Genomic DNA, 18,420 nt, shown 5'->3' with positions numbered 1-18,420 from the left:
GCAGCAAGACCATACGGGCGCGACATGGTTCGCGCCCGTCCGCTGACTTGAGATCGACAGGTACCTCGAAATGAACATGAACATCTTGGAACGAATGCGCGGTGGACTGGTCGCATCCTGCCAGCCCGTGGACGACGGCCCAATGGACCGGCCAGAAATCGTCGCAGCCATGGCCAGGGCTGCAGTTGCCGGAGGTGCCGTCGCATTGCGGATCGAGGGTGTCGACAATCTCCGTGCCGTGCGTCCGGTTGTCGATGTACCTATCATCGCCATTGTCAAAACTGACCTGCCCGACAGCCCTGTACGCATCACCGTGACGAAAGCCGACGCGCTCGCACTTGTCGAAGCGGGAGCCGATATCATTGCCTATGACGCCACGCCGCGACAGCGTACCGACAGCCGCGAACAGGTTCTCGCGACGATCCTTTCAGCGGGACGCCTCGCCATGGCAGATTGCGCTACGCTCGAGGATGGACAGAGAGCTCTTGCTGCAGGCGCTTCCATCCTCGGGACCACACTGTCAGGCTACACGGCTGAAACTCAAAACCTCAACGAAGGCCCCGATCTCGACCTGATTGGCGCCTTCAAGACCCTTGGATCCGGTTTCGTCATGGCCGAGGGCCGCATCAACTCTCCCGGTCTTGCCGCTCTCGCAATGCAGGCCGGTGCCGATGCAGTGACGGTCGGAAGCGCTCTGACAAGGCTTGAAGTCGTCACCGGCTGGTTCGCCGATGCTGTGCGGGTAACGCCATGATCGAAGGATACGCCATTGACCTCGGCGGCACCAAAACCGCCGTTGCACGTGTCACCGCCGGCCGGGTCGACGCACGTTTGCAGGCACCGACGAATGGTGATGCAACCATCAGCCAACAGATCGATGTGATGGCTGAACTGCTAGGCAAACTGGGTTTCCAAACTGGAGACAAGCTTGGCGTTGCAGTCGCTGGACGTGTCGATGCTGCGGGACGCTGGCAGGCCGTCAATGCTCTAACCCTGTCGCAAATTGGCGGCGAAAACCTGCTTGAAAGCTTGCGTCACAGGTTCGGAAACAATGTCAGCGTCATGAATGATGCGGCGGCGGCGGCCTTGGCGGAGGCAAACCTGGGGGCCGGCAAGGGTGTCGATCATTTTGCCTATATCACCGTATCCACCGGCGTCGGCGGCGGTATCGTTCTCAATGGTCGTCCGGTTCAAAGCACGAATGGATTGGCTGGACATCTTGGCTTTGTTTCGAGCCCGCTTGGAAGAGACCTTTGCGGCTCGGGCCGTACGGGAACCGTGGAATCGACTGCGTCAGGGCGGGCCATTGCGCGTGCTGCCGAAACGGCGGATGCGAAGACCGCATTTGAAGCCGACACCCCTCTCGCGCGTGCAGCCATTGATCGCTCCGCGGCAGCCATCGCAAGACTTTGTGCCGACCTGAACGCGATTTTCGGGCTCGATCGCGTTGCACTGGGCGGAAGTGTCGGGCTTGCTCCGGGATATTTGCAACGTGTCCTGTCAAATCTGGAAACGGAGCCGGAGCTATTCCGCGTCGCGGTCGTGCCAGCCGCACTTGGCCATGACAGCGCGCTTCTCGGCGTCCTTTTGACCAAAGGAGAAAAAGAGTGAAAGTTCTCATTTGTCCGAACCGCGATGCGGCGATAAACCGCGCAGCCGACGTGATTTCGGCACATGTTGCCGCGCACCCAGAAGCCGTTCTCGGGCTTGCAACCGGTGGCACCATGCTCCCGCTTTACCAGCGTCTCGTTGACCTCCATCGCGACGGACGCCTGTCCTTTGCCGAGGTCACGACATTCAACCTCGATGAATATGTTGGAATAGCCCCTGAACACCCCTGCTCCTACCATAGCTATATGAGCGAGGCGCTTTTCAGCCATATCGACATTGATGAAACTCGCACTCATCTGCCGCACGGTAAACCGGAGTGCGTAAACACCGAAGCCAAGGAATACGAGGAACGCATCAGCGCAGTCGGTGGCATTACCCTGCAACTCCTGGGCATCGGTCAGAACGGGCATATCGGCTTCAACGAACCCACGTCGTCTTTGGGTTCGCGCACGCGCGTTAAAACGCTGACTGAAAACACCAGAAACGCAAACAGGCAGTATTTTTCAGCGGACGAAGAGACGCCCCGTTACGCGATCACGATGGGAATCGGTACCATTCTCGATGCCCAGAAATGCCTTTTGCTCGCCACTGGCGTTGAGAAGGCGCAAGCTGTCGCGGATATGGTCGAGGGTCCACTTTCGGCGATCTGCCCGGCATCGGCCCTTCAGCTTCATTCTCACACGACAGTCATTCTGGATGTCGCGGCGTCTTCAAAACTGCGCCTGACAGATTATTATCATCACGTGCATCCCAACGGGGAGGCAACACGCTTTGACTGACATGCTCATCCTCTGCGACCGCCTTTATGACGGTGTTTCGCCGTCATTTCTTGGTAACCAGACGATTGTTGTTCGTGATGGCCAAATCAAATCGGTCAAAGCAACCTCAGACGACGACCGCTTGACAGGCAACGCCGTCAGGGTCGCTGTTGCAAGCCCCGGCATGATCGACATCCAGATAAACGGCGCAGCGGATACACAGTTCAATTTCTCGCCATCGCCGGAAGCATTGGCAACAATTGCCTGGGGCGCTCGTCAGGGCGGAACCGCTTCCATTCTTCCCACATTCATCACCGCGCATGGCCAATCCTACCTTGATGCGATCGACGCTGTGAGGAAGGCGATTTCCTCAGACGTTCCGGGCCTGATCGGCATCCATCTTGAAGGGCCTTTTCTTTCGCCAGCAAGACCGGGCATTCACGACCCCTCGGCGATACGGCCGCTCGAGGAAGAGGATGTCCTCACCCTGGAACAGCAGGCCCGAGATTTTCCGGGTGTTATTCTTTTGACACTTGCGCCGGAGTGCCAAAACGCAAGTCATCTCGAGCGTCTCGCTGCGAGCGGCATTATCCTTTTTGCGGGGCATTCGGAAGCAACGCAGGCCGATCTGACAAAAATCCGCGGCGCTACTCATCTCTGGAATGCAATGCCTGCGCCAGCCAGTCGCGTGTCCGGCATAGTATCAGAGGTCCTGGGTGGCAATCGGCTGTTCGCCGGCATCATAGCGGACGGCTTCCACGTCGGCGAGCAAGCCCTGACAATGTCCGTGCGTTCCGCCGCTGACCGGCTTTGCCTTGTGACGGATGCGATGATGACTTTGGCAGGCACATCGTCCGGTTTTGATCTGGACGGTCGATATATCTCCCTCGCTGATGGTCGTCTTACAAGCGCAGACGGCACCCTGGCGGGTGCCCATATTGCCATGGATACATCGCTCCAGACCTTGATAAAGCTCACAGGTGTTGATGCGGTGACGGCCTTGCAGATGGCGACGGTCAATCCGGCGCGAGCGCTTGGCGTCGAGGAGAGGTTCGGCCGTATTGCCTCAGGATATTCGGCAAACCTCAGCCTTTTTGACGAACACCTCAATGCAACCGGCGTGGTGACGCAAGGCAATCTCCTGATGCGGAATGAGGCGACCTGAAATCCTGACAGCTCTCAAAGCGTATCAAACGGCTTTCCTGCCATCGGAGCCGTTTTCGTGAACAGCAGATCCTGATCCTGCCATTGCTCTTCGAAACTTGCGATGGAGCGCGCGCTCATCTCAGGATCGAGCGCTCCCAGTTCCGCCGAGATTGCTTCAACCAGGCTGATGCCGGGAATGATCGTTGTGTAGAAGGATGTACTTTCCGCCGGTGCCAGGAGAACATAGTCGCCGTTTTCAGTCAGCGCATCGACGGCTGCATCGGTGATGATGCAGGTGGTTGCTCCCCTCGCCTTCGCCTGGCGAGCCGCCCGGATGGCAGAATTGTAGAGCCTCCAGAAGGTCACAATGATGACGACGTCGCCCTCTTTGACGTCGCCCAACGCATTTGCGATCATCACGCCGTCTGTCGCAAGTTCCATACGATAACCGCACAGAGTCGCGTGGTGCGCGAGAATATTGGCGATTGATGCAAAACTGCCTGAGCCAAGCACGATGCGACGCTTTCCGCCTGCAATAACTTTTGCAACGTCCCGGACAGATTGCCTGTCCGTGCGTCTGCGCAACGCGGTCAACTGTTCAATCTGTCGGTTGAGTGCCGCGTCGAATGGCCGGTCGGCTCCGCTTTCCTGTTGATGAACAACGCTGACTTCGGGTGCCGACAGCTTGCTCATGAAACGGGTTCGGATTTCCTGACGCAAGTCCGGCCACCCCGAAAAACCAAGGCTTTGCGCTGTTCGAGTGATGGTGGCGACATTGACTTCGGCTTTCTGCGCAAGGTCAGCAGCAGATGCAAACGAGGCATGACGAGGATCATTGATGACGGCTTGCACCACTTCATGGGCTGCCGGAGTAAGAGAATATCTCTCGTCAAGGTTGCGCAACCAGTCCTCCAGGGACTCTGCAAAAGTGTCTGCAGCGTTTTTTGCGTATTGCATTATCAAATCATCCCGTGCAAAAAATGTTGCGCGACAAAACAGCGCGCCTGCGATCCGCCACATGTGCGGGACGCGGTCATACCATATATCGGGGACCGAAAATGTATAATACTGCTGCAAGACTTGAGAGGCTGCCAGTCGGACGCTTCCAATATAAGCTGCTGATGATGGGCGGCCTGGGCTACATGTTTGAAGCCTGGGACGCGGGCATTATTGCCTTCCTGCTTCCGGCCCTGCGTGCGCAGTGGCAGTTGACCAGCCTTCAGGTCGGCTATCTGGCAAGCAGTACTTACGTCGGCTTTCTGATTGGCGCGCTGATTGCCGGGGCGATCGGTGATCGTTACGGCCGCAAGAACGTCATGCTCTGGGCGCTAGTCCTCTTTTGCCTTGCAAGCCTTGCAGGCGCTGCGGTCAACGATTGGCACCAGTTCTTTGCGCTCCGTGTCATCGGTGGCATCGGAATGGGCGCCGAAGCTGCAATCATTGCGCCGTTCCTCTCGGAATTCGTTGGCGCCAAGTATCGCGGCCGGTTTACCGCATCACTTGCAGCATTCTTCTCGTTCGGTTTCGTGATCTCCGCAGTGCTGGGTTATCTCCTGGTACCGGCCTCGGATGACGGATGGCGTTATGCCCTTATCGTTACGGCCATGCCGGTCGTGATCGTTTTGTGGTGGCGCCGTGGTCTGACAGAATCGCCGCGTTGGCTGGAAAGCCAGGGCCGTCACGAAGAAGCACATAAAATCGTCACGGCGATCGAAAAGGATTATACTGCACGTGGCGTGTCCCTACCGCCGGTCACCTCCACTCCGCAGGTCGCCTCCACCCCCAACACATCATTGATGGCAAACTTCAAGGCGTTGCTATCGCCGCGTTTCCTGCGCATTACCATCATGACCTGGCTGCTCTGGGTATCGGTTACGTTCAGCATCTATGCATTCATGACATGGATTCCGAGCCTGCTCGTTGAGCGTGGCATGACGATGACCAAAAGCTTCTCGTTCTCGATCCTGATCTATGCCGCGCAGATCCCCGGCTACTTTACCGCCGCATGGCTCTGCGAAAAGATCGGTCGCCCATACACGATCGTCCTTTACATGGCGCTCGCCGCGATCTCGGCTCTTTCCTTGGCGTTTGCCACCGGCGACACGCAGGTCATCGCGCTTGCCATGACGCTCTCGTTCTTCATCAACGGCGTGGCCGCTGGCGAATATGCCTATACGCCGGAAGTGTTCCCAACCCGCATCCGTGCAACCGGCGTCGGCACCGCATCTGCAATCGGCCGCATCGGTGGCATCGCCGCCCCGATCCTCGTCGGCGCGGTCTACCCGATCGGCGGATTCGCCGGCGTGTTCGGCATGACCACGGTGATCCTCTTTATTGGCGCATTGTCGGTTCTCGTGCTCGGCATTCCGACGAAGAACCGTTCACTGGAAGAAATCGAAGCGGAAGAGTTTGCCGCGAGTTCGAACTGAGCAGGACGTTCCTGATCTCGATTACGGGGGCGGCGTTGGCCGCTCCCACGATTACAAAAGGATATCTGTGATGCAAACTGACATGCACCTCTACGAGGCGATGAAAAAGACAAATCAGCCGGAGCCCTTCTTCCAGGCTCTCGATTCGTTGCTGCAGCAAGAGGTCGGCCATATCCTGTTCACCCTGCTTGCTGTTGATGGCGGCGAGGTTGTGCGCATCTACTCCTCCGACACCGTGCATTATCCCGTTTCCGGTCGCAAACCGATGACGGACACGCCTTGGGGCCGACATGTGATCGGTGAACAGAAAAACTTTCTGGCCAAGGACATGGAAGGCCTGAAATGGGCGTTTTTCGATCACGAACTGATCGCCAGCCTTGGCGGCGGTACGCAGATCAACGTTCCGGTCATCTTTGATGGGACGTGCATCGGTACTATCAACCTGACGCACCGCGCCGGAAGTTATGACGAAACCCACGTCGCCCGCGTCGAGGCTCTCGCCCCCTGGCTTGCCCCCTATTTTCTTCAGGCCGCGCGCCAATCCTAGCCGCTGGCGCCTATCCCGCATTCCCACACATTCGATCGAAAGCTTATACCAATGACAACTGTTCTCTTGAAAAATGCACGCGTGGTCGACGGATCGCAGGATAAGCCAACGGATTTGGTCGACATCCTGATCCATGATGAGCTGATCGTCGAGGTCCGCAGCGGCGTGAGCGAACAGGCCGATACGATCATCGATCTCGCTGGCAAGATCGTTATGCCCGGCCTGATCGACGGACATGTGCACGTCATTGCCACCAAGCTCGATCTAGGCGCCAATGCGGATCTGCCAAATTCACTGGTGGCACTGCGTTCCGCCAACATCATGAGAGCGATGTTGATGCGCGGTTTTACCACGGTCCGCGATCTCGGTGGTGCTGACCACGGTCTCGTTGAGGCCCTGGAGGAAGGAACGATTATTGGCCCGCGATTGATTATCTGTGGCAAGGCGCTGTCTCAGACGGGTGGTCACACCGATTATCGCGGCCGCTTCAACCGTAGATCCGTTGAGCATTACCCCGATCAACTCGGTGCGCTGGGCCGCATCTGCGACGGTGTTGACGAAGTTCGTCGCGCCTCCCGCGAAGAAATCAAGGCTGGCGCACAGTTCATCAAGTTGATGGCAAATGGCGGCGTATCATCGCCAACTGACCCGATCGCCAACCTCGGCTTTTCTCGCGAAGAATTGCTCGCTGCCGTCGAGGAGGCCGAAAACGCTCAAACCTATGTTGCCGCGCATCTTTATACGGACGCGGCCATCCGCCGCGCTGTCGAATGCGGCGTAAAATCGATCGAGCACGGCAACCTGATCACGCCTGAGACAGCGAAACTGGCAAAAGAACGTGGTGCGTTCGTGGTTCCCACCAACATTGTCTATGATCGCCTGGCCCAGGATGGCGCTTCACTCGGTCTGCCACCTGTGTCGGTTGCCAAGATTGAAGATGTTCGCAGTGCCGGTTTCAACGCACTCAAGGTTCTGCATGAAGCGGGCGTGACGATGATCTACGGCACCGACCTGTTGGGCGAGATGCACGAACATCAGTCCGAAGAATTTGTCCTCAGAGGCGAACATCTGCCGGCTGCGGACGTCATCCGCTCAGCCACGCTCGATGCGGCAAAGGCGCTTGGTTATGAGGGCAAGCTCGGGACCGTTGCCGCTGGCGCGTTCGCCGATTTGATCGTGGTCGATGGCAACCCGCTGGAAGATCTCTCTCTGCTGACCGGTCAGGGCCGCCACATGCCGTTCATCATCAAGGGCGGCGAATTCGTCAAGACATCCTGATCTCGCGACACTGGTGTTGCACCTGCAGATGCGGAAACATATTCCGCATCTGCTTCAGCTTTTTAAATCCACTCAATAAACCTGCCCTGACATATTGGGCATTCGATTTCGCGGTTAAGCGTTGCGATCTCCGGTAACCGAGAGTATGTTCCCTCTTTGTTTCCATATCATACCGCCTGAGACGGCTAAGCTGCCAAGACCGCAATGAATGACGTTACCGAGATCCGAAAGATCATCCATGTCGACATGGATGCGTTTTACGCCTCCGTGGAACAACGGGATAATCCTGAATTGCGGGGCAAACCGGTCGCGGTCGGAGGTGCTGCCGCACGCGGCGTTGTTGCAGCAGCAAGTTATGAAGCCCGGGAATTTGGCGTGCGCTCCGCCATGCCCTCTGTCACCGCCGCGCGCAAATGCCCTGAACTCATATTCGTGAAACCGCGATTTGAGGTATATCGCGCTGTCTCACAGCAAATTCGCGCGATTTTTGCAGAATACACGCCTCTGATTGAGCCCTTGTCTCTCGATGAAGCCTACCTTGACGTGACCGAGAACTTGAAGGCAATGCCGATCGCAAGTGAGATCGCATTGGAAATCCGCGCAAAGATCAAATCCGTTACCGGACTCAATGCATCGGCAGGCATTTCCTACAACAAGTTCCTCGCCAAGATGGCATCTGATCTCAACAAGCCGAATGGACAGGCGGTGATCACGCCAAAATATGGGCCCGCATTCGTCGAGCATCTTGCGGTGAAGAAATTTCACGGCGTAGGACCGGCGACAGCCGAAAAAATGCACCGGCTTGGCATTGAGACCGGCTCCGATCTCAAGGCAAAGTCGCTGGTGTTTCTGACTGAGCACTTCGGAAAGTCAGGCGCGTATTTTTACGGCATTGCCCGTGGCATCGATGACCGCCAGGTTCAACCAGATCGAGTTCGCAAATCCGTTGGCGCCGAAGATACGTTCGTAAAAGACATCGACGATCTCGAACTCGCAATTGCTGAGTTGCGGCCGCTTGTCGACAAGGTATGGAATTACTGCGTGGAGAGAGAGATCAGCGGAAAAACCGTGACGGTGAAGATCAAATATTCTGACTTTACCCAAGCCACTCGCAGCCGGACCGGCACCCTTCCCTTCGCAAATACCGTGGGTGTATTCGAGGCTGCGTCTGCGCTGTTGACCAGCGTCCATCCGTTCAGACGCTCTATACGCTTGCTCGGGGTAACACTGTCATCACTCTCAACGGAAACAGACCAGCACGATACCCAGTATCAACCGCAATTTGATTTCAATCTGTAGCCAGAAACGAAAAAGCCTGCCGCGGGAGGAGGTGCGGCAGGCTTTCGAAAAAAACCGAACAGCGACTGGGAGGAGGAGTGTCGCTGTTCCCTCAGGCTTCCCTGGGAGGAGGAGTGGGTCGCCTGAAACCCGAAGCTCTGTGGGAGGAGGTACATCGCTTCGTTGAGTTGATATATACAGCATCCCGGAAATCGCGTTAGGGGTCAGACCGCAGCGCAGCCATGCGTAAAATGCAAAGCTCCAGAAAACCGTGCATGATTTAAGGCAATCACGCCCTGAAACGGTCGAAGGCAGTCAACCGCTTCGTTAACGGGTCAGCTTCCGAATATCGGTATATTTCGGTCCGCAGGTAATGAAGCTCAGGTTCCAGATCCGTCTCGTCGACTTCGATCCACCAGGATTTGGGGCGGCCTTCGCTGCCATCGGACCAGCGATAACCACGCGCCTTCAGATGGTCCTTCATCTCGAAGGGACTGTTTTCCGCAAAAATCCGAACTCGGGAGCGCTGGCTCGCCCGATAAAGCTCGCCAAAAGGTGTCGAACTCACCGCATCGACTTTCCGATCCAACACTTCGAGCAAAGCAAAGCAGTCATCCACGGCGCGGTGACCATCGTGGAAGAAACCAGCCTGCCCAATCAGATAGCCAAGCTTGGTGCCTTCGAAACCCCTTGCCGACCAATCGATCTCTGCATTCGAGCAAGCCCAGGCCTTGTTGGCGAAGATCGGCGAGAACGCCTCGCAGAACGGACGGTCGAAACCGGCGTTGTGAGCAATGATCAAATCTGCGGGATCAATCAATGACTGCACCGCCTGCAAGTCTATAACTTCGCCCGCAACCATTTCATCGGTGATACCAGTCAACTTCGTGATTTCGGCGGGAATGGAGATGCTCGGCTGCTGCAATCCGCCGTAGATACCCGTGACATCGCCGACTGCACCGTGTTCGTCGAAAGTGAAAGCGATCAGCCCGATCTCGATAATCTCGTTTTTACGGTGGCTGAGGCCGGTCGTCTCCGTGTCCAGGATCACGCCCTTCAGAGGAAACTCGGAACGGGCATTGGCAGCAGTCTGCCGGGGTTCGAGTTTCTTCAGGATGCGGTACCGGCCGGTTGCGGCCAGGTGCGCAACCATATCACCCTCGTCCATGACTGCGGCGGCGGTTGTTTTTTTTACCCTGCCCTCGGCGGCAGGCTTTCCCCGCACCGGTATCTGGTCATCTGAAAACATATCGAACTGTGTTGGCACGCCTAGCATTTCCTGTCGCATCGTAGGAGACCTCTATCACGCCAACACGCCGACGTCATTCCTGCTGTCTGACGGGATCAGCCCGGGATTGGTGCGCCGGTTGGATCAGGAGGGCCGTCGAAGAAGAGATAAATCGCGGCGATTCTTCCGTTACGAGCGACGATGAAATCCGTGCCGGCATAAGAGGGCTTTTCACCCGGTTCTCCCGCAACCCATCTCACCCGACCCGCCTGTTCATGCAGAACCTCTGCGGCGGATAGTGTCTGATATCGGAATGTCGGATGCGCGGCGCGAATGACACCGGCGATTCGTACGATCTCATTGCGACCGTGATAAATCCCATGCGGCTCGATAAAGACCGCATCCTCGTGAAGGATCTCGTCGGCAACTTTCTGGCGGAGGGCGTCATCGCCCTCCCCAAAAAGCTCCTGAAGATTCCGTTCCAGCAGTGCAGCGATGTCTGCCATTGTGGTTCTCCTTGGAGACAGAGCGTCAAATCTGGACTTGGCCACCGTCGACAAACAGCTCCACACCGTTGACGAAGGACGCATCATCCGATGCCAGGAAGAGGACTGCCTTGGCGATTTCGTCCGGTTGGCCGACCCGACCTGCAGGAATGAGGCTTGCGAGGTAATTCTTTGTGTTCTCGGCGCTTTCACCGTTACCGAACAATTCGTTGAGACCAGCCGTGTCCGTTACTCCCGGGCTGACGGCGTTGACGCGAATGTGGCGATCTTTCAGATCGAGTATCCAGTTGCGGGCGAAATTACGGACGGCAGCCTTTGTTGCAGAATAGACGCTGAAGGCCGGTGTGCCGGAGATGCTCGTCGTGGAAGACGTCAGAATGATCGAGGCACCATCCCGCAACAGCGGTAGCGCCTTTTGAACCGTGAACAACGTCCCCTTGACGTTGGTATCGAATGTCTTCTGGTAATGCTCTTCGGTGATTGCACCAAGCGCTGCCATCTCGCCACCGCCGGCGTTGGCGAACACAACATCGATGTGCGAGTGCTTCTGCTGGATTGCATCATAAAGCCGATCGATATCTGCCAACTTGCTCATGTCAGCCTGCACACCGATCACGCGACCGCCAATTGCCTTTACAGCGGCATCAAGCGCATCCTTGCGACGACCCGTGATAAAAACTGACGCCCCTTCCTCTACGAAGGCTTTTGCGGTTGAGAGACCGATACCGCTCGTGCCGCCTGTCACGACCACGACCTTGTTTTCAAATTTCTTGCTCATTGTCTTGTTCCTTCTTGACGGCCCCGTTGCCGTTGGAGAGAACATGGCAGCAGAACGCTGGCTCAAATAGACGGCATTTTTACGACTCAGCGTTCCATATGTAGAACGATAATGCGGACTGATCTGAACGACCTCGTTTATTTCGCCGAAGTGGTGAACCATGGCGGCTTCGCGGCTGCAGGCAGAGCCCTCAACGAACCAAAGTCGAAGTTGAGCCGGCGGGTCGCGGGGTTGGAAGCGCGTCTCGGGGTCCGTCTGATTGAACGATCCAGTCGTCGTTTTCGCGTAACCGACGTCGGGCAGTCCGTTTATGCGCGATGCAAAGCGATGCTGGCGGAGGCAGAACGTGCGGAAATATTGGCTGCAGAAGCGAAATCAGAGCCGCATGGCCTGATTCGCATGAGTTGTCCGACCGGCTTGGTCGAGCCTATTTCCGATCTTGTGAACCAGTTTCTGGTGCAGTACCCAAAAGTACGCCTACAACTGGTCGCCATCGACCGCCCTGTCGATTTGATCGAAGAACGGATCGATGTGGCACTGCGTGTCCGTACCTCGCTCGACAGCGACGCATCCCTGACGATGCGATCGCTCGGAAACTCGATCCGCATTCTTGTCGCAAGTCCGCAGATGGCGAGCCGCATTGGCGATATAAAGCAGCTTGCAGGTCAGGCGACACTCTCAACGACCGATGATCAGGCCGAAGTTAACTGGTTTCTGGAGACTGACGATGGCCGCACAGATACACTTCGCCATGAACCACGTATCGGCTGTACGGACTTCAATGCGGTCAGGGCAGCGGCGATAGCGGGGCTGGGTGTAGCTCTGCTACCTGATCACACATGCCGACAGGCCCTCGACGAGGGCAAGCTCGTTCGGGTGCTGCCCGCATGGCGCGGGATGACGGGACTTGTTCACCTCGTCTTTACGACCCGACGTGGCCTTCCACCCGCTGTGCGCAAATTCATCGATGCTTTGGCCGCAAATTTCCCGAAAGACGCGTTGGCGTGATGAAACACCTGTCAGGATAGAAAGACTATCAGAAGCCTGCTTCACGGAAAAGAACCATCAAGACACGCCGCCACATGCGCTCTGCAAAACTGACACCTTCGCCATGAAGCAGCATGACGCCCTGAACCGAGCGTGGCGGTACGAAGATGTCACCATCAATTGTGGCAACAACGGCATATTGCGCTGAGACTGGCACCAGGCGTTGTCTCTTTCCTTCTGACGCAACATGGACAGCGATAGCGCCGTGGTGCTGTGAAGAGAGTTGCGGAACCTCGATTTCCCTTGCCCCGGCTTCAGCAATGGTCGCCAGTGTTACGGGCAGTTTCGGCTGAGATACGTCATCCGGCACAAACCAGCCAGCCGCATTGGGCGACAGTCGCGCACTGTCGTTTCCGGCGACATATCCGCGAGCCACTGAGCCTTGGCCGGAGGAAAGAAAGGCGATCTGCTCCGCACGGCCAACCCATTGTTCGGGCAAAATTTCCGGATTGACGTCTGTAATCATCCCGTCGAACGGTGCCCTGACGACGAGAGCCGTTCGGCGTTCTTCAAGTCCGCGCTTTCGGGCCAGCGAGCTGCCAAGTTCGCTCTCAATAACGCTGCGCTGCGCAAGATCGTCAGCGTTGGCGGCAACTCGCGCCAAACGGGAACGCGCAAGCTCAATTTCGACCTCGGCAATCTTCAATTCTTCACTGATCTGCGGCGCATCGATGACAAACAGGACATCTCCTGCTTTCACCGCCTGTCCAATAGAAACATCAAGCCTTTCAATCCGTCCCGGTTCCTGAGGATAGAGCCGCAGGAACTCCTGCGGATAGATGACGGAAGGTGCGGTGACACGGGTGGAAAGCGGTAAAAAGGCCAGCGCCACCAATAATCCGAGGATTGTAACCGTCACGTAAGTTCGACGGCTACGAAAAATGTCACTGCGCATGGCCCACCACTCCTTCATTTCCATGAAAACGGGGCGAATGATGAAGAAACCGATCTCGACGACGAAAAGCAAAATGCCGACAAGCTTGATGGTGAAGTGATAGACCAGAACCGCAATGCCGAGATAAAGGGCCAGCCGGTAGATCGCCGTCGCGATCGCATAAAGGGTCAGCGTGACATCAAGCGCGGGCGGAAAGACTTCAGGTGCCGGGTGGCCAGGCTTGAACAGGAAGTCCCGCAGGCGCCACCGCATATGCCGGAAGCTCCGCGGCTGCAGGTTTTCCACGCCAAGCAAATCCGCCAGAATGTAATAGCCATCGAAGCGCATGAACGGGTTGAGATTGACCAGCAGGCTCAAAACGACACCCGTCGCTGCCAACACGAAAAGTGCGCTGCGCAAAGGCCCATCCGGTACGAACACCCATCCAAGCAGTGCGTAGGCCGCCACCGTCAATTCTACCAGCATACCGGCGGAATCGATTCTCAACCTCTGCCACCGTGACTTCAGTTTCCACGCATCGCTGACATCCGTGTAAAGCAGTGGCACCATCACCATGAATGCAACGCCCATGGTCGGAATGCGGCAACCGAAACGATGTGCCACATAGGCATGCCCCAGTTCATGCAGGCATTTGATGAAGATCACCGAAAGGATGGAGATTACGGCACCTTCAAGCGAAAACACGAAGGGGAACGTGCCGACGAAAGCATCCCATTGGCGAGATACGAGATAAAGACCAATCAATCCCGCGAAAGCAGACACACACCAGAATGCACGACTGAAGAGGAACCCGATATACGGCCATGTCGCGCGGATAAACCGCTCAGGCCTGACGAGCGGTATCTTGAAAAACAGATAGTTGTGAATGAGGCGCATGAATATCGAATGTCGTGGCTGCGCCTTCTGGTGCAAAGCCCTCCACCCGCCCCGGGTCGGCTGAACCAGCAGCAGATTGTGCTCCAGCATACGCACGATCGTCCCGATATCGTCTTCCGACATCCGCTCGATAAAGCGGGCATTCACGGTCTTGAGCAGAGTTCCGACTGTACGGCTCATATTCCAGAACCGCAGCACCTCGAACATCTCATACGTGATCCGGAAAAAGCGGTTCCGGATTGGATCGAAGATCACCCAGGCGGGTGCCCCGGAATAACTTGCCCCCACCCTGACGATCTGTAGATCCTCACGCAGGATCGGCAGCGGCGCATCGGTGGGCTGAGCGGTAATCATAAGCCGAACCGTTGGCGAATAACGGAGATTGGTTTCCGGAACAGGTAGTAGGCCAGCGCCACCTTATCGCCACTGATCTGCGCGGTTCCACGAATACCAAGCCGCATACCGGGCTTGTCACCATCCAGGGCGGCATAGATGCGATAGGCCAGCACGTCACCTTCCACCATGCGAGCCTCAAAAGAGACGGCCTCAACTGTAGCCTTGGCCGGTTTCAACGGATCTGAATCGAGAAAGGCACGGACCTTCGCTCCTTTCGAAACCGCAATCGCGTCTGCAACCGGCACATCAATCCGTAGCTGCATGCGCGTCGGGTCTGCCACTTCCATGATGCGTTCGCCCGTTGTGACCGGACGCCCGATCCAGTCGCGCCGGTCGGTGTAGATTGCAATCCCATCCGATGGCGCCCGCACGTCCGAACGCTCCAGCATATCGCCGGCATAGTTTCGTTTTGCGGCGGCAACCGTTAGCTCGCTTCGGGTAATAGCAAGATCTGCCCGCAGTTTCGGATCGGAAACCGCGCCTTGTGTGACCTGCATCAGCTTCGCCTCGGCGACACGCACGTCCTGCTCTGCCACAGCGAGTTCGTTGCGCAGCATGACGTCAGACATTTTCAGAAGCGGTTCGCCTTGCCGAACCATCTGATTGGGATTGACGATGATGCTCTCAATCACACCATCCATTGGCGCCGCAATGATGCGAGGGGAAATAGGCGCCACTTCAACCGGCGCTAAAACGGTGAGCGGAACGGGGTAGAAACCGAGAGCGATAGCAGCAATCAGCGCCGCACCGAGTAACGGTTTCATCCTGACCCGACGTTTCAGGCGACGTTTGCCGGAAAGCGCTGCCCAGGCGTGCGAATAGGTTGCAGCCAGCCGTCGTGGAATGGTCAGCTCCGGCTCGTTCCAGGGGACTTCGCGGGCGATCAGCATGCCGCCGAACACCGTGCCGTCGCGAAGCTGAAACGGCAACCAGGCCATGAAACGGCTGGGATAGGTTTTATGCTCCTCATCATTCAACGGGCAGAACGCCGGAAGCGCAAAATCACAAACGTCCTTGAGACCTCTGTCGTTGCGAAGATTGCTCACGATGGCCTCAATCCAGCGGATACGAGGCGAGTTGCGATCAATGCCGCTCACTGACGTCGCTGCCTTGACCGCAAGGTTCTTTTCAGATCCGGCCAGAACAAAAACCTGGCGGCACTTGGCAATGTGGATTGTTTCGTTGGCAATCAGAAACGCCAACTCGCCAACGGTTTCCACATGCCGTGCTTCCGCTTCAATACGCAAAAGCAGTTCGTATGCCCTGGACGCGGCCTGTCCCGCATCTGTCGTGATGCGTTGGGATGAAGCAGCCGTCGCCTTGATCTCTCGTTCCATCCGTTACTCCCCGGGCACGGGGTTGAATTTTGTCGCCCCGCTCATTCCCGGCAAAATTCCTTTTGTATCGCCGGAAAACCGCCCCGTTACCTTGACCGTCTGACTGACAGGGTCAACGGTTGCAGCGATCCGGGCAACTTCCGCCTTTTTCTGTTCGCCGGTCTCATCGATCGCGATGGTGAACGGCGCTCCAGGTTTCAGCCATCGTAGCCAGGGAGAGGGCAGAAGCGTTTCAATCTCGAGATCTCCAGTGCTGACGACCTGCATAAGCGGTTGATTTTGCTCCGGTATTTCGTGCTCATTTGCGCGCATGAAAGCCACGCGACCATCGTAGGGGGCCCTGATGACACAGCGTGCCATCTTGCTTCGAAAGGCTTCCAGTTCCGCCGCCGCCTGGTCTGTCTTTGCCTTGGACAAATCGACCTCGTAGGAGCCGACGGCCTTTGAACGTGCGAGACGCATATTGTTTTCATGCGTGATTGTTTCGGCCCGAAGCACGGCTTCCGCCGATTTCACCTGCGCTTCGAGGTCGCGGCAATCGAAGGCGGCCAGAACATCACCTTTGGAGAAATCCTGGCCCTCGCGAAACGGCAGAGAAACGATCGGAAGGCTGAGGTCCGTGCCAATCATTGCCTGATTGACGGCTTTGACGATACCTCGCGACGCCGTGCCGTCATCCTGCGCATAAGCAGGATGACCACCTGGCGTTACAGTCGCGATTGCAAGAACAAGACCCAATACATTCCATGTCTGCACGTCGTACCTCCCTCACGCCGTCAGCGGTGCCCGCTATTTGGCGGTGGCCACCTCTATCTTTGCGGGACCACCGGTATCGGTCCACATTGTCCTGAGTTGCAATGCCATCTGGTTTATGCTCGAACTTGTAGACAGCCCGGCCGGGAACGGGTCTACGCCAAGGGAGGCATAGATGTTGGCGTAGGCATTCTGCAGATCGGCATAGGCCATATCGAGCTTGGCATCGGCAAGAAGTGCGTTCATTTCCTCACGGATGAGGATCTGCTCGCTGGTCTTCTGGGCGTTGGTTTCATCGCGTACCTGCTTGAGGATGCGGTGAGAGACGTTGGAGAGCGCTACCGCCGTGCCATAAGATTTGTTGAGGTGGGCATAGCGCGTGCGGCTGATGTGAACCTGCGTCATGATCGCCATAGCAACCGACAATGCGCGCGCGTCCAGAACCTCTTTCTCCGCCTCGATCTTCTTGTTGACCGCCGGCATGCTGGCAAGCTTCATCGCATTGAAGCTGACCTTGGCGCCCCATGACAGCCAGTCATTCGTGGCAATGAATTCGTTGGAATCGTAGTTTGCTCCAGCATAGACGTTGAAGCCTGGCAGGATTTCCAGAAGGGCAGCATTGACTTCCTTCTCGTTGATCCTCGTGCGGTACGCAACTTCACGCATCTCCGGTCGGTTCTCCACCGCGATACGGAACATTTCCGGCATATTGTCCGGCACCGTCAGACGGGTCGAAGCGCGTTTTGGCACCGTAAGTGTGAATTCCGTTCCGGGCGTCACGTTCATCAGCGCTGCAAGCTGGCTCTTGGCAACCTTCAATTCGCCCTCCAGCATCTCGACTTCGCGTTTCACTTCGATCAGCTCGCGCTCGTAGGTCAGCGCCACCAGCGGTGAACTCTCGCCACTTGATGACAGACCACGGGTGTCGCGCAACGCCCGCGCCACGCGGCCTTCAAGCGCCCGCATTCGACCAACCAGACGTTGATAGCTTACCGCCCGCCAGTAGGCGGTACGCACATCTTCGATGACCTTGTTGACGATACGTCGTTTCATCTCCTCCTGTATGAGAGCCTGATCAGCGGCCTGCTTGGCTCGAACATAAGACAATCCGAAATCAAGGATATTCCATGAGAATGTCAGATCTGCTGTTCTGATACTGTCGTCACGCGTCGAGGGTGTCGACGGATCCGCTTGGTCACGTCCTGCATAACCTGCACCCGCCACCACTTTAGGCAGCGCACTGTAGCTGACAAGATCAGCCTCGCGCGTTTTCAGCGCGGCCTGCATGATCTCCACCTTGGTGTCGAGGTTGTATTTCAACGCCCTCGCCATCGCATCATAAAGATCGATCGAACCGGTAATGGGTTCCTGATTTGCCGTTGCCCTAACAAGCTTCTCATGCCCGAAAACAGCGTTTGCCTCTGGCGTAAGGGGTTCTGTCCGCACCGTACAGCCGGCAGCAAGCAGGACAACAGGCACAGTCCAGATAAATGGAAACTTCACCGCGTCACCTCGTATGTCATCACTACGAAACCCTTGCGAGAAGCAATACCAGGG

The 18,420-nt window shown here is 56.8% G+C and carries 17 protein-coding genes; 9 read left to right on the top strand and 8 right to left on the bottom strand.

The genetic code is table 11. The annotated features are described in order from the left end of the window. The first annotated feature begins 76 nt into the window (after window positions 1-76). From FY156_24790 to nagA, 4 genes are read left to right on the top strand one after another with little or no spacing between them, the layout of a single operon-like run. Window positions 77-754 (top strand): N-acetylmannosamine-6-phosphate 2-epimerase, encoded by a 678-nt coding sequence (locus FY156_24790; protein UXS05239.1) that lies wholly within the window; start codon window positions 77-79, stop codon window positions 752-754. Continuing rightward, window positions 751-1,611, top strand: a complete 861-nt coding sequence (locus tag FY156_24785) for an ROK family protein (protein ID UXS04671.1) — start codon at window positions 751-753, stop codon at window positions 1,609-1,611. The genes FY156_24790 and FY156_24785 overlap by 4 nt, the downstream gene beginning before the upstream one ends. Continuing rightward, window positions 1,608-2,390: a glucosamine-6-phosphate deaminase gene (gene nagB / locus FY156_24780; GenBank protein UXS04670.1), complete on the top strand. Its 783-nt coding sequence runs from the start codon at window positions 1,608-1,610 to the stop codon at window positions 2,388-2,390. The genes FY156_24785 and nagB overlap by 4 nt, the downstream gene beginning before the upstream one ends. Further along, window positions 2,383-3,534 carry an N-acetylglucosamine-6-phosphate deacetylase gene (gene nagA, locus FY156_24775; protein UXS04669.1) on the top strand — a complete coding sequence of 384 codons (1,152 nt, stop codon included), beginning with the start codon at window positions 2,383-2,385 and terminating at the stop codon, window positions 3,532-3,534. The genes nagB and nagA overlap by 8 nt, the downstream gene beginning before the upstream one ends. Before the next feature lie 14 nt (window positions 3,535-3,548). Here nagA and FY156_24770 read toward each other — a convergent pair whose 3' ends face one another. After that, window positions 3,549-4,472 carry a MurR/RpiR family transcriptional regulator gene (locus FY156_24770; GenBank protein ID UXS04668.1) on the bottom strand — a complete coding sequence of 308 codons (924 nt, stop codon included), beginning with the start codon at window positions 4,470-4,472 and terminating at the stop codon, window positions 3,549-3,551. 101 nt (window positions 4,473-4,573) lie between these two features. On the opposite strand from FY156_24770, the gene FY156_24765 reads away from it, so the two are divergent. The 4 genes from FY156_24765 to dinB all read left to right on the top strand — a co-directional run bounded on the left by FY156_24765 (window position 4,574) and on the right by dinB (window position 9,068). Beyond that, complete coding sequence (locus FY156_24765; GenBank protein UXS04667.1) at window positions 4,574-5,944, top strand: MFS transporter; 1,371 nt, start codon at window positions 4,574-4,576, stop codon at window positions 5,942-5,944. 70 nt (window positions 5,945-6,014) lie between these two features. After that, a complete protein-coding gene (locus FY156_24760; protein UXS04666.1) occupies window positions 6,015-6,491 on the top strand; it encodes a GAF domain-containing protein in 477 nt (158 codons plus the stop codon). Window positions 6,492-6,542: 51 nt separating this feature from the next. Next, window positions 6,543-7,769 carry an amidohydrolase family protein gene (locus FY156_24755; protein UXS04665.1) on the top strand — a complete coding sequence of 409 codons (1,227 nt, stop codon included), beginning with the start codon at window positions 6,543-6,545 and terminating at the stop codon, window positions 7,767-7,769. 204 nt (window positions 7,770-7,973) lie between these two features. Continuing rightward, on the top strand, window positions 7,974-9,068 hold the full coding sequence (dinB, locus tag FY156_24750) for a DNA polymerase IV (GenBank protein UXS04664.1): 1,095 nt from the start codon (window positions 7,974-7,976) through the stop codon (window positions 9,066-9,068). A gap of 268 nt (window positions 9,069-9,336) precedes the next feature. On the opposite strand, the gene FY156_24745 is transcribed toward dinB, so the two are convergent. The 3 genes from FY156_24745 to FY156_24735 all read right to left on the bottom strand — a co-directional run bounded on the left by FY156_24745 (window position 9,337) and on the right by FY156_24735 (window position 11,559). Further along, window positions 9,337-10,296, bottom strand: a complete 960-nt coding sequence (locus FY156_24745) for a 3'-5' exonuclease (protein UXS05238.1) — start codon at window positions 10,294-10,296, stop codon at window positions 9,337-9,339. Between the two features lie 95 nt (window positions 10,297-10,391). Further along, window positions 10,392-10,781, bottom strand: coding sequence for a nuclear transport factor 2 family protein (locus FY156_24740; protein UXS04663.1), 390 nt, complete (start codon window positions 10,779-10,781; stop codon window positions 10,392-10,394). 25 nt (window positions 10,782-10,806) lie between these two features. Further along, a complete protein-coding gene (locus FY156_24735; protein ID UXS04662.1) occupies window positions 10,807-11,559 on the bottom strand; it encodes a glucose 1-dehydrogenase in 753 nt (250 codons plus the stop codon). A gap of 111 nt (window positions 11,560-11,670) precedes the next feature. Here FY156_24735 and FY156_24730 point away from each other — a divergent pair, with 111 nt between their 5' ends. Beyond that, a complete protein-coding gene (locus FY156_24730; GenBank protein UXS04661.1) occupies window positions 11,671-12,567 on the top strand; it encodes a LysR family transcriptional regulator in 897 nt (298 codons plus the stop codon). Between the two features lie 28 nt (window positions 12,568-12,595). Here FY156_24730 and FY156_24725 read toward each other — a convergent pair whose 3' ends face one another. The 4 genes from FY156_24725 to FY156_24710 form a co-directional block, all read right to left on the bottom strand. Then, a complete protein-coding gene (locus FY156_24725) occupies window positions 12,596-14,731 on the bottom strand; it encodes a biotin/lipoyl-binding protein (protein UXS04660.1) in 2,136 nt (711 codons plus the stop codon). After that, window positions 14,728-15,993: an HlyD family efflux transporter periplasmic adaptor subunit gene (locus tag FY156_24720; protein ID UXS05237.1), complete on the bottom strand. Its 1,266-nt coding sequence runs from the start codon at window positions 15,991-15,993 to the stop codon at window positions 14,728-14,730. The genes FY156_24725 and FY156_24720 overlap by 4 nt, the downstream gene beginning before the upstream one ends. A 120-nt stretch (window positions 15,994-16,113) precedes the next feature. Next, on the bottom strand, window positions 16,114-16,866 hold the full coding sequence (locus FY156_24715; GenBank protein ID UXS04659.1) for an efflux RND transporter periplasmic adaptor subunit: 753 nt from the start codon (window positions 16,864-16,866) through the stop codon (window positions 16,114-16,116). A gap of 33 nt (window positions 16,867-16,899) precedes the next feature. After that, window positions 16,900-18,366, bottom strand: coding sequence for a TolC family protein (locus FY156_24710; GenBank protein ID UXS04658.1), 1,467 nt, complete (start codon window positions 18,364-18,366; stop codon window positions 16,900-16,902). Window positions 18,367-18,420: the final 54 nt, after the last annotated feature.

Origin of the sequence: Agrobacterium tumefaciens, assembly GCA_025559845.1 — a bacterium.
Lineage (GTDB): Bacteria > Pseudomonadota > Alphaproteobacteria > Rhizobiales > Rhizobiaceae > Agrobacterium.
The sequence above is the reverse complement of the archived record's forward strand: the minus strand, read 5'-3'. Positions and strand labels throughout refer to the sequence as shown.

Bases quoted from the DNA above. Each gene is read 5' to 3' on its own strand.
- FY156_24760 (UXS04666.1), top strand. From the start codon at position 6,015: ATGCAAACTGACATGCACCTCTACGAGGCGATGAAAAAGACAAATCAG.
- dinB (UXS04664.1), top strand. From the start codon at position 7,974: ATGAATGACGTTACCGAGATCCGAAAGATCATCCATGTCGACATGGAT.
- FY156_24745 (UXS05238.1), bottom strand. From the start codon at position 10,296: ATGTTTTCAGATGACCAGATACCGGTGCGGGGAAAGCCTGCCGCCGAG.
- FY156_24790 (UXS05239.1), top strand. From the start codon at position 77: ATGAACATCTTGGAACGAATGCGCGGTGGACTGGTCGCATCCTGCCAG.
- FY156_24770 (UXS04668.1), bottom strand. From the start codon at position 4,472: ATGCAATACGCAAAAAACGCTGCAGACACTTTTGCAGAGTCCCTGGAG.
- FY156_24785 (UXS04671.1), top strand. From the start codon at position 751: ATGATCGAAGGATACGCCATTGACCTCGGCGGCACCAAAACCGCCGTT.
- FY156_24725 (UXS04660.1), bottom strand. From the start codon at position 14,731: ATGATTACCGCTCAGCCCACCGATGCGCCGCTGCCGATCCTGCGTGAG.
- FY156_24765 (UXS04667.1), top strand. From the start codon at position 4,574: ATGTATAATACTGCTGCAAGACTTGAGAGGCTGCCAGTCGGACGCTTC.
- FY156_24730 (UXS04661.1), top strand. From the start codon at position 11,671: ATGCGGACTGATCTGAACGACCTCGTTTATTTCGCCGAAGTGGTGAAC.
- FY156_24735 (UXS04662.1), bottom strand. From the start codon at position 11,559: ATGAGCAAGAAATTTGAAAACAAGGTCGTGGTCGTGACAGGCGGCACG.
- FY156_24740 (UXS04663.1), bottom strand. From the start codon at position 10,781: ATGGCAGACATCGCTGCACTGCTGGAACGGAATCTTCAGGAGCTTTTT.
- FY156_24755 (UXS04665.1), top strand. From the start codon at position 6,543: ATGACAACTGTTCTCTTGAAAAATGCACGCGTGGTCGACGGATCGCAG.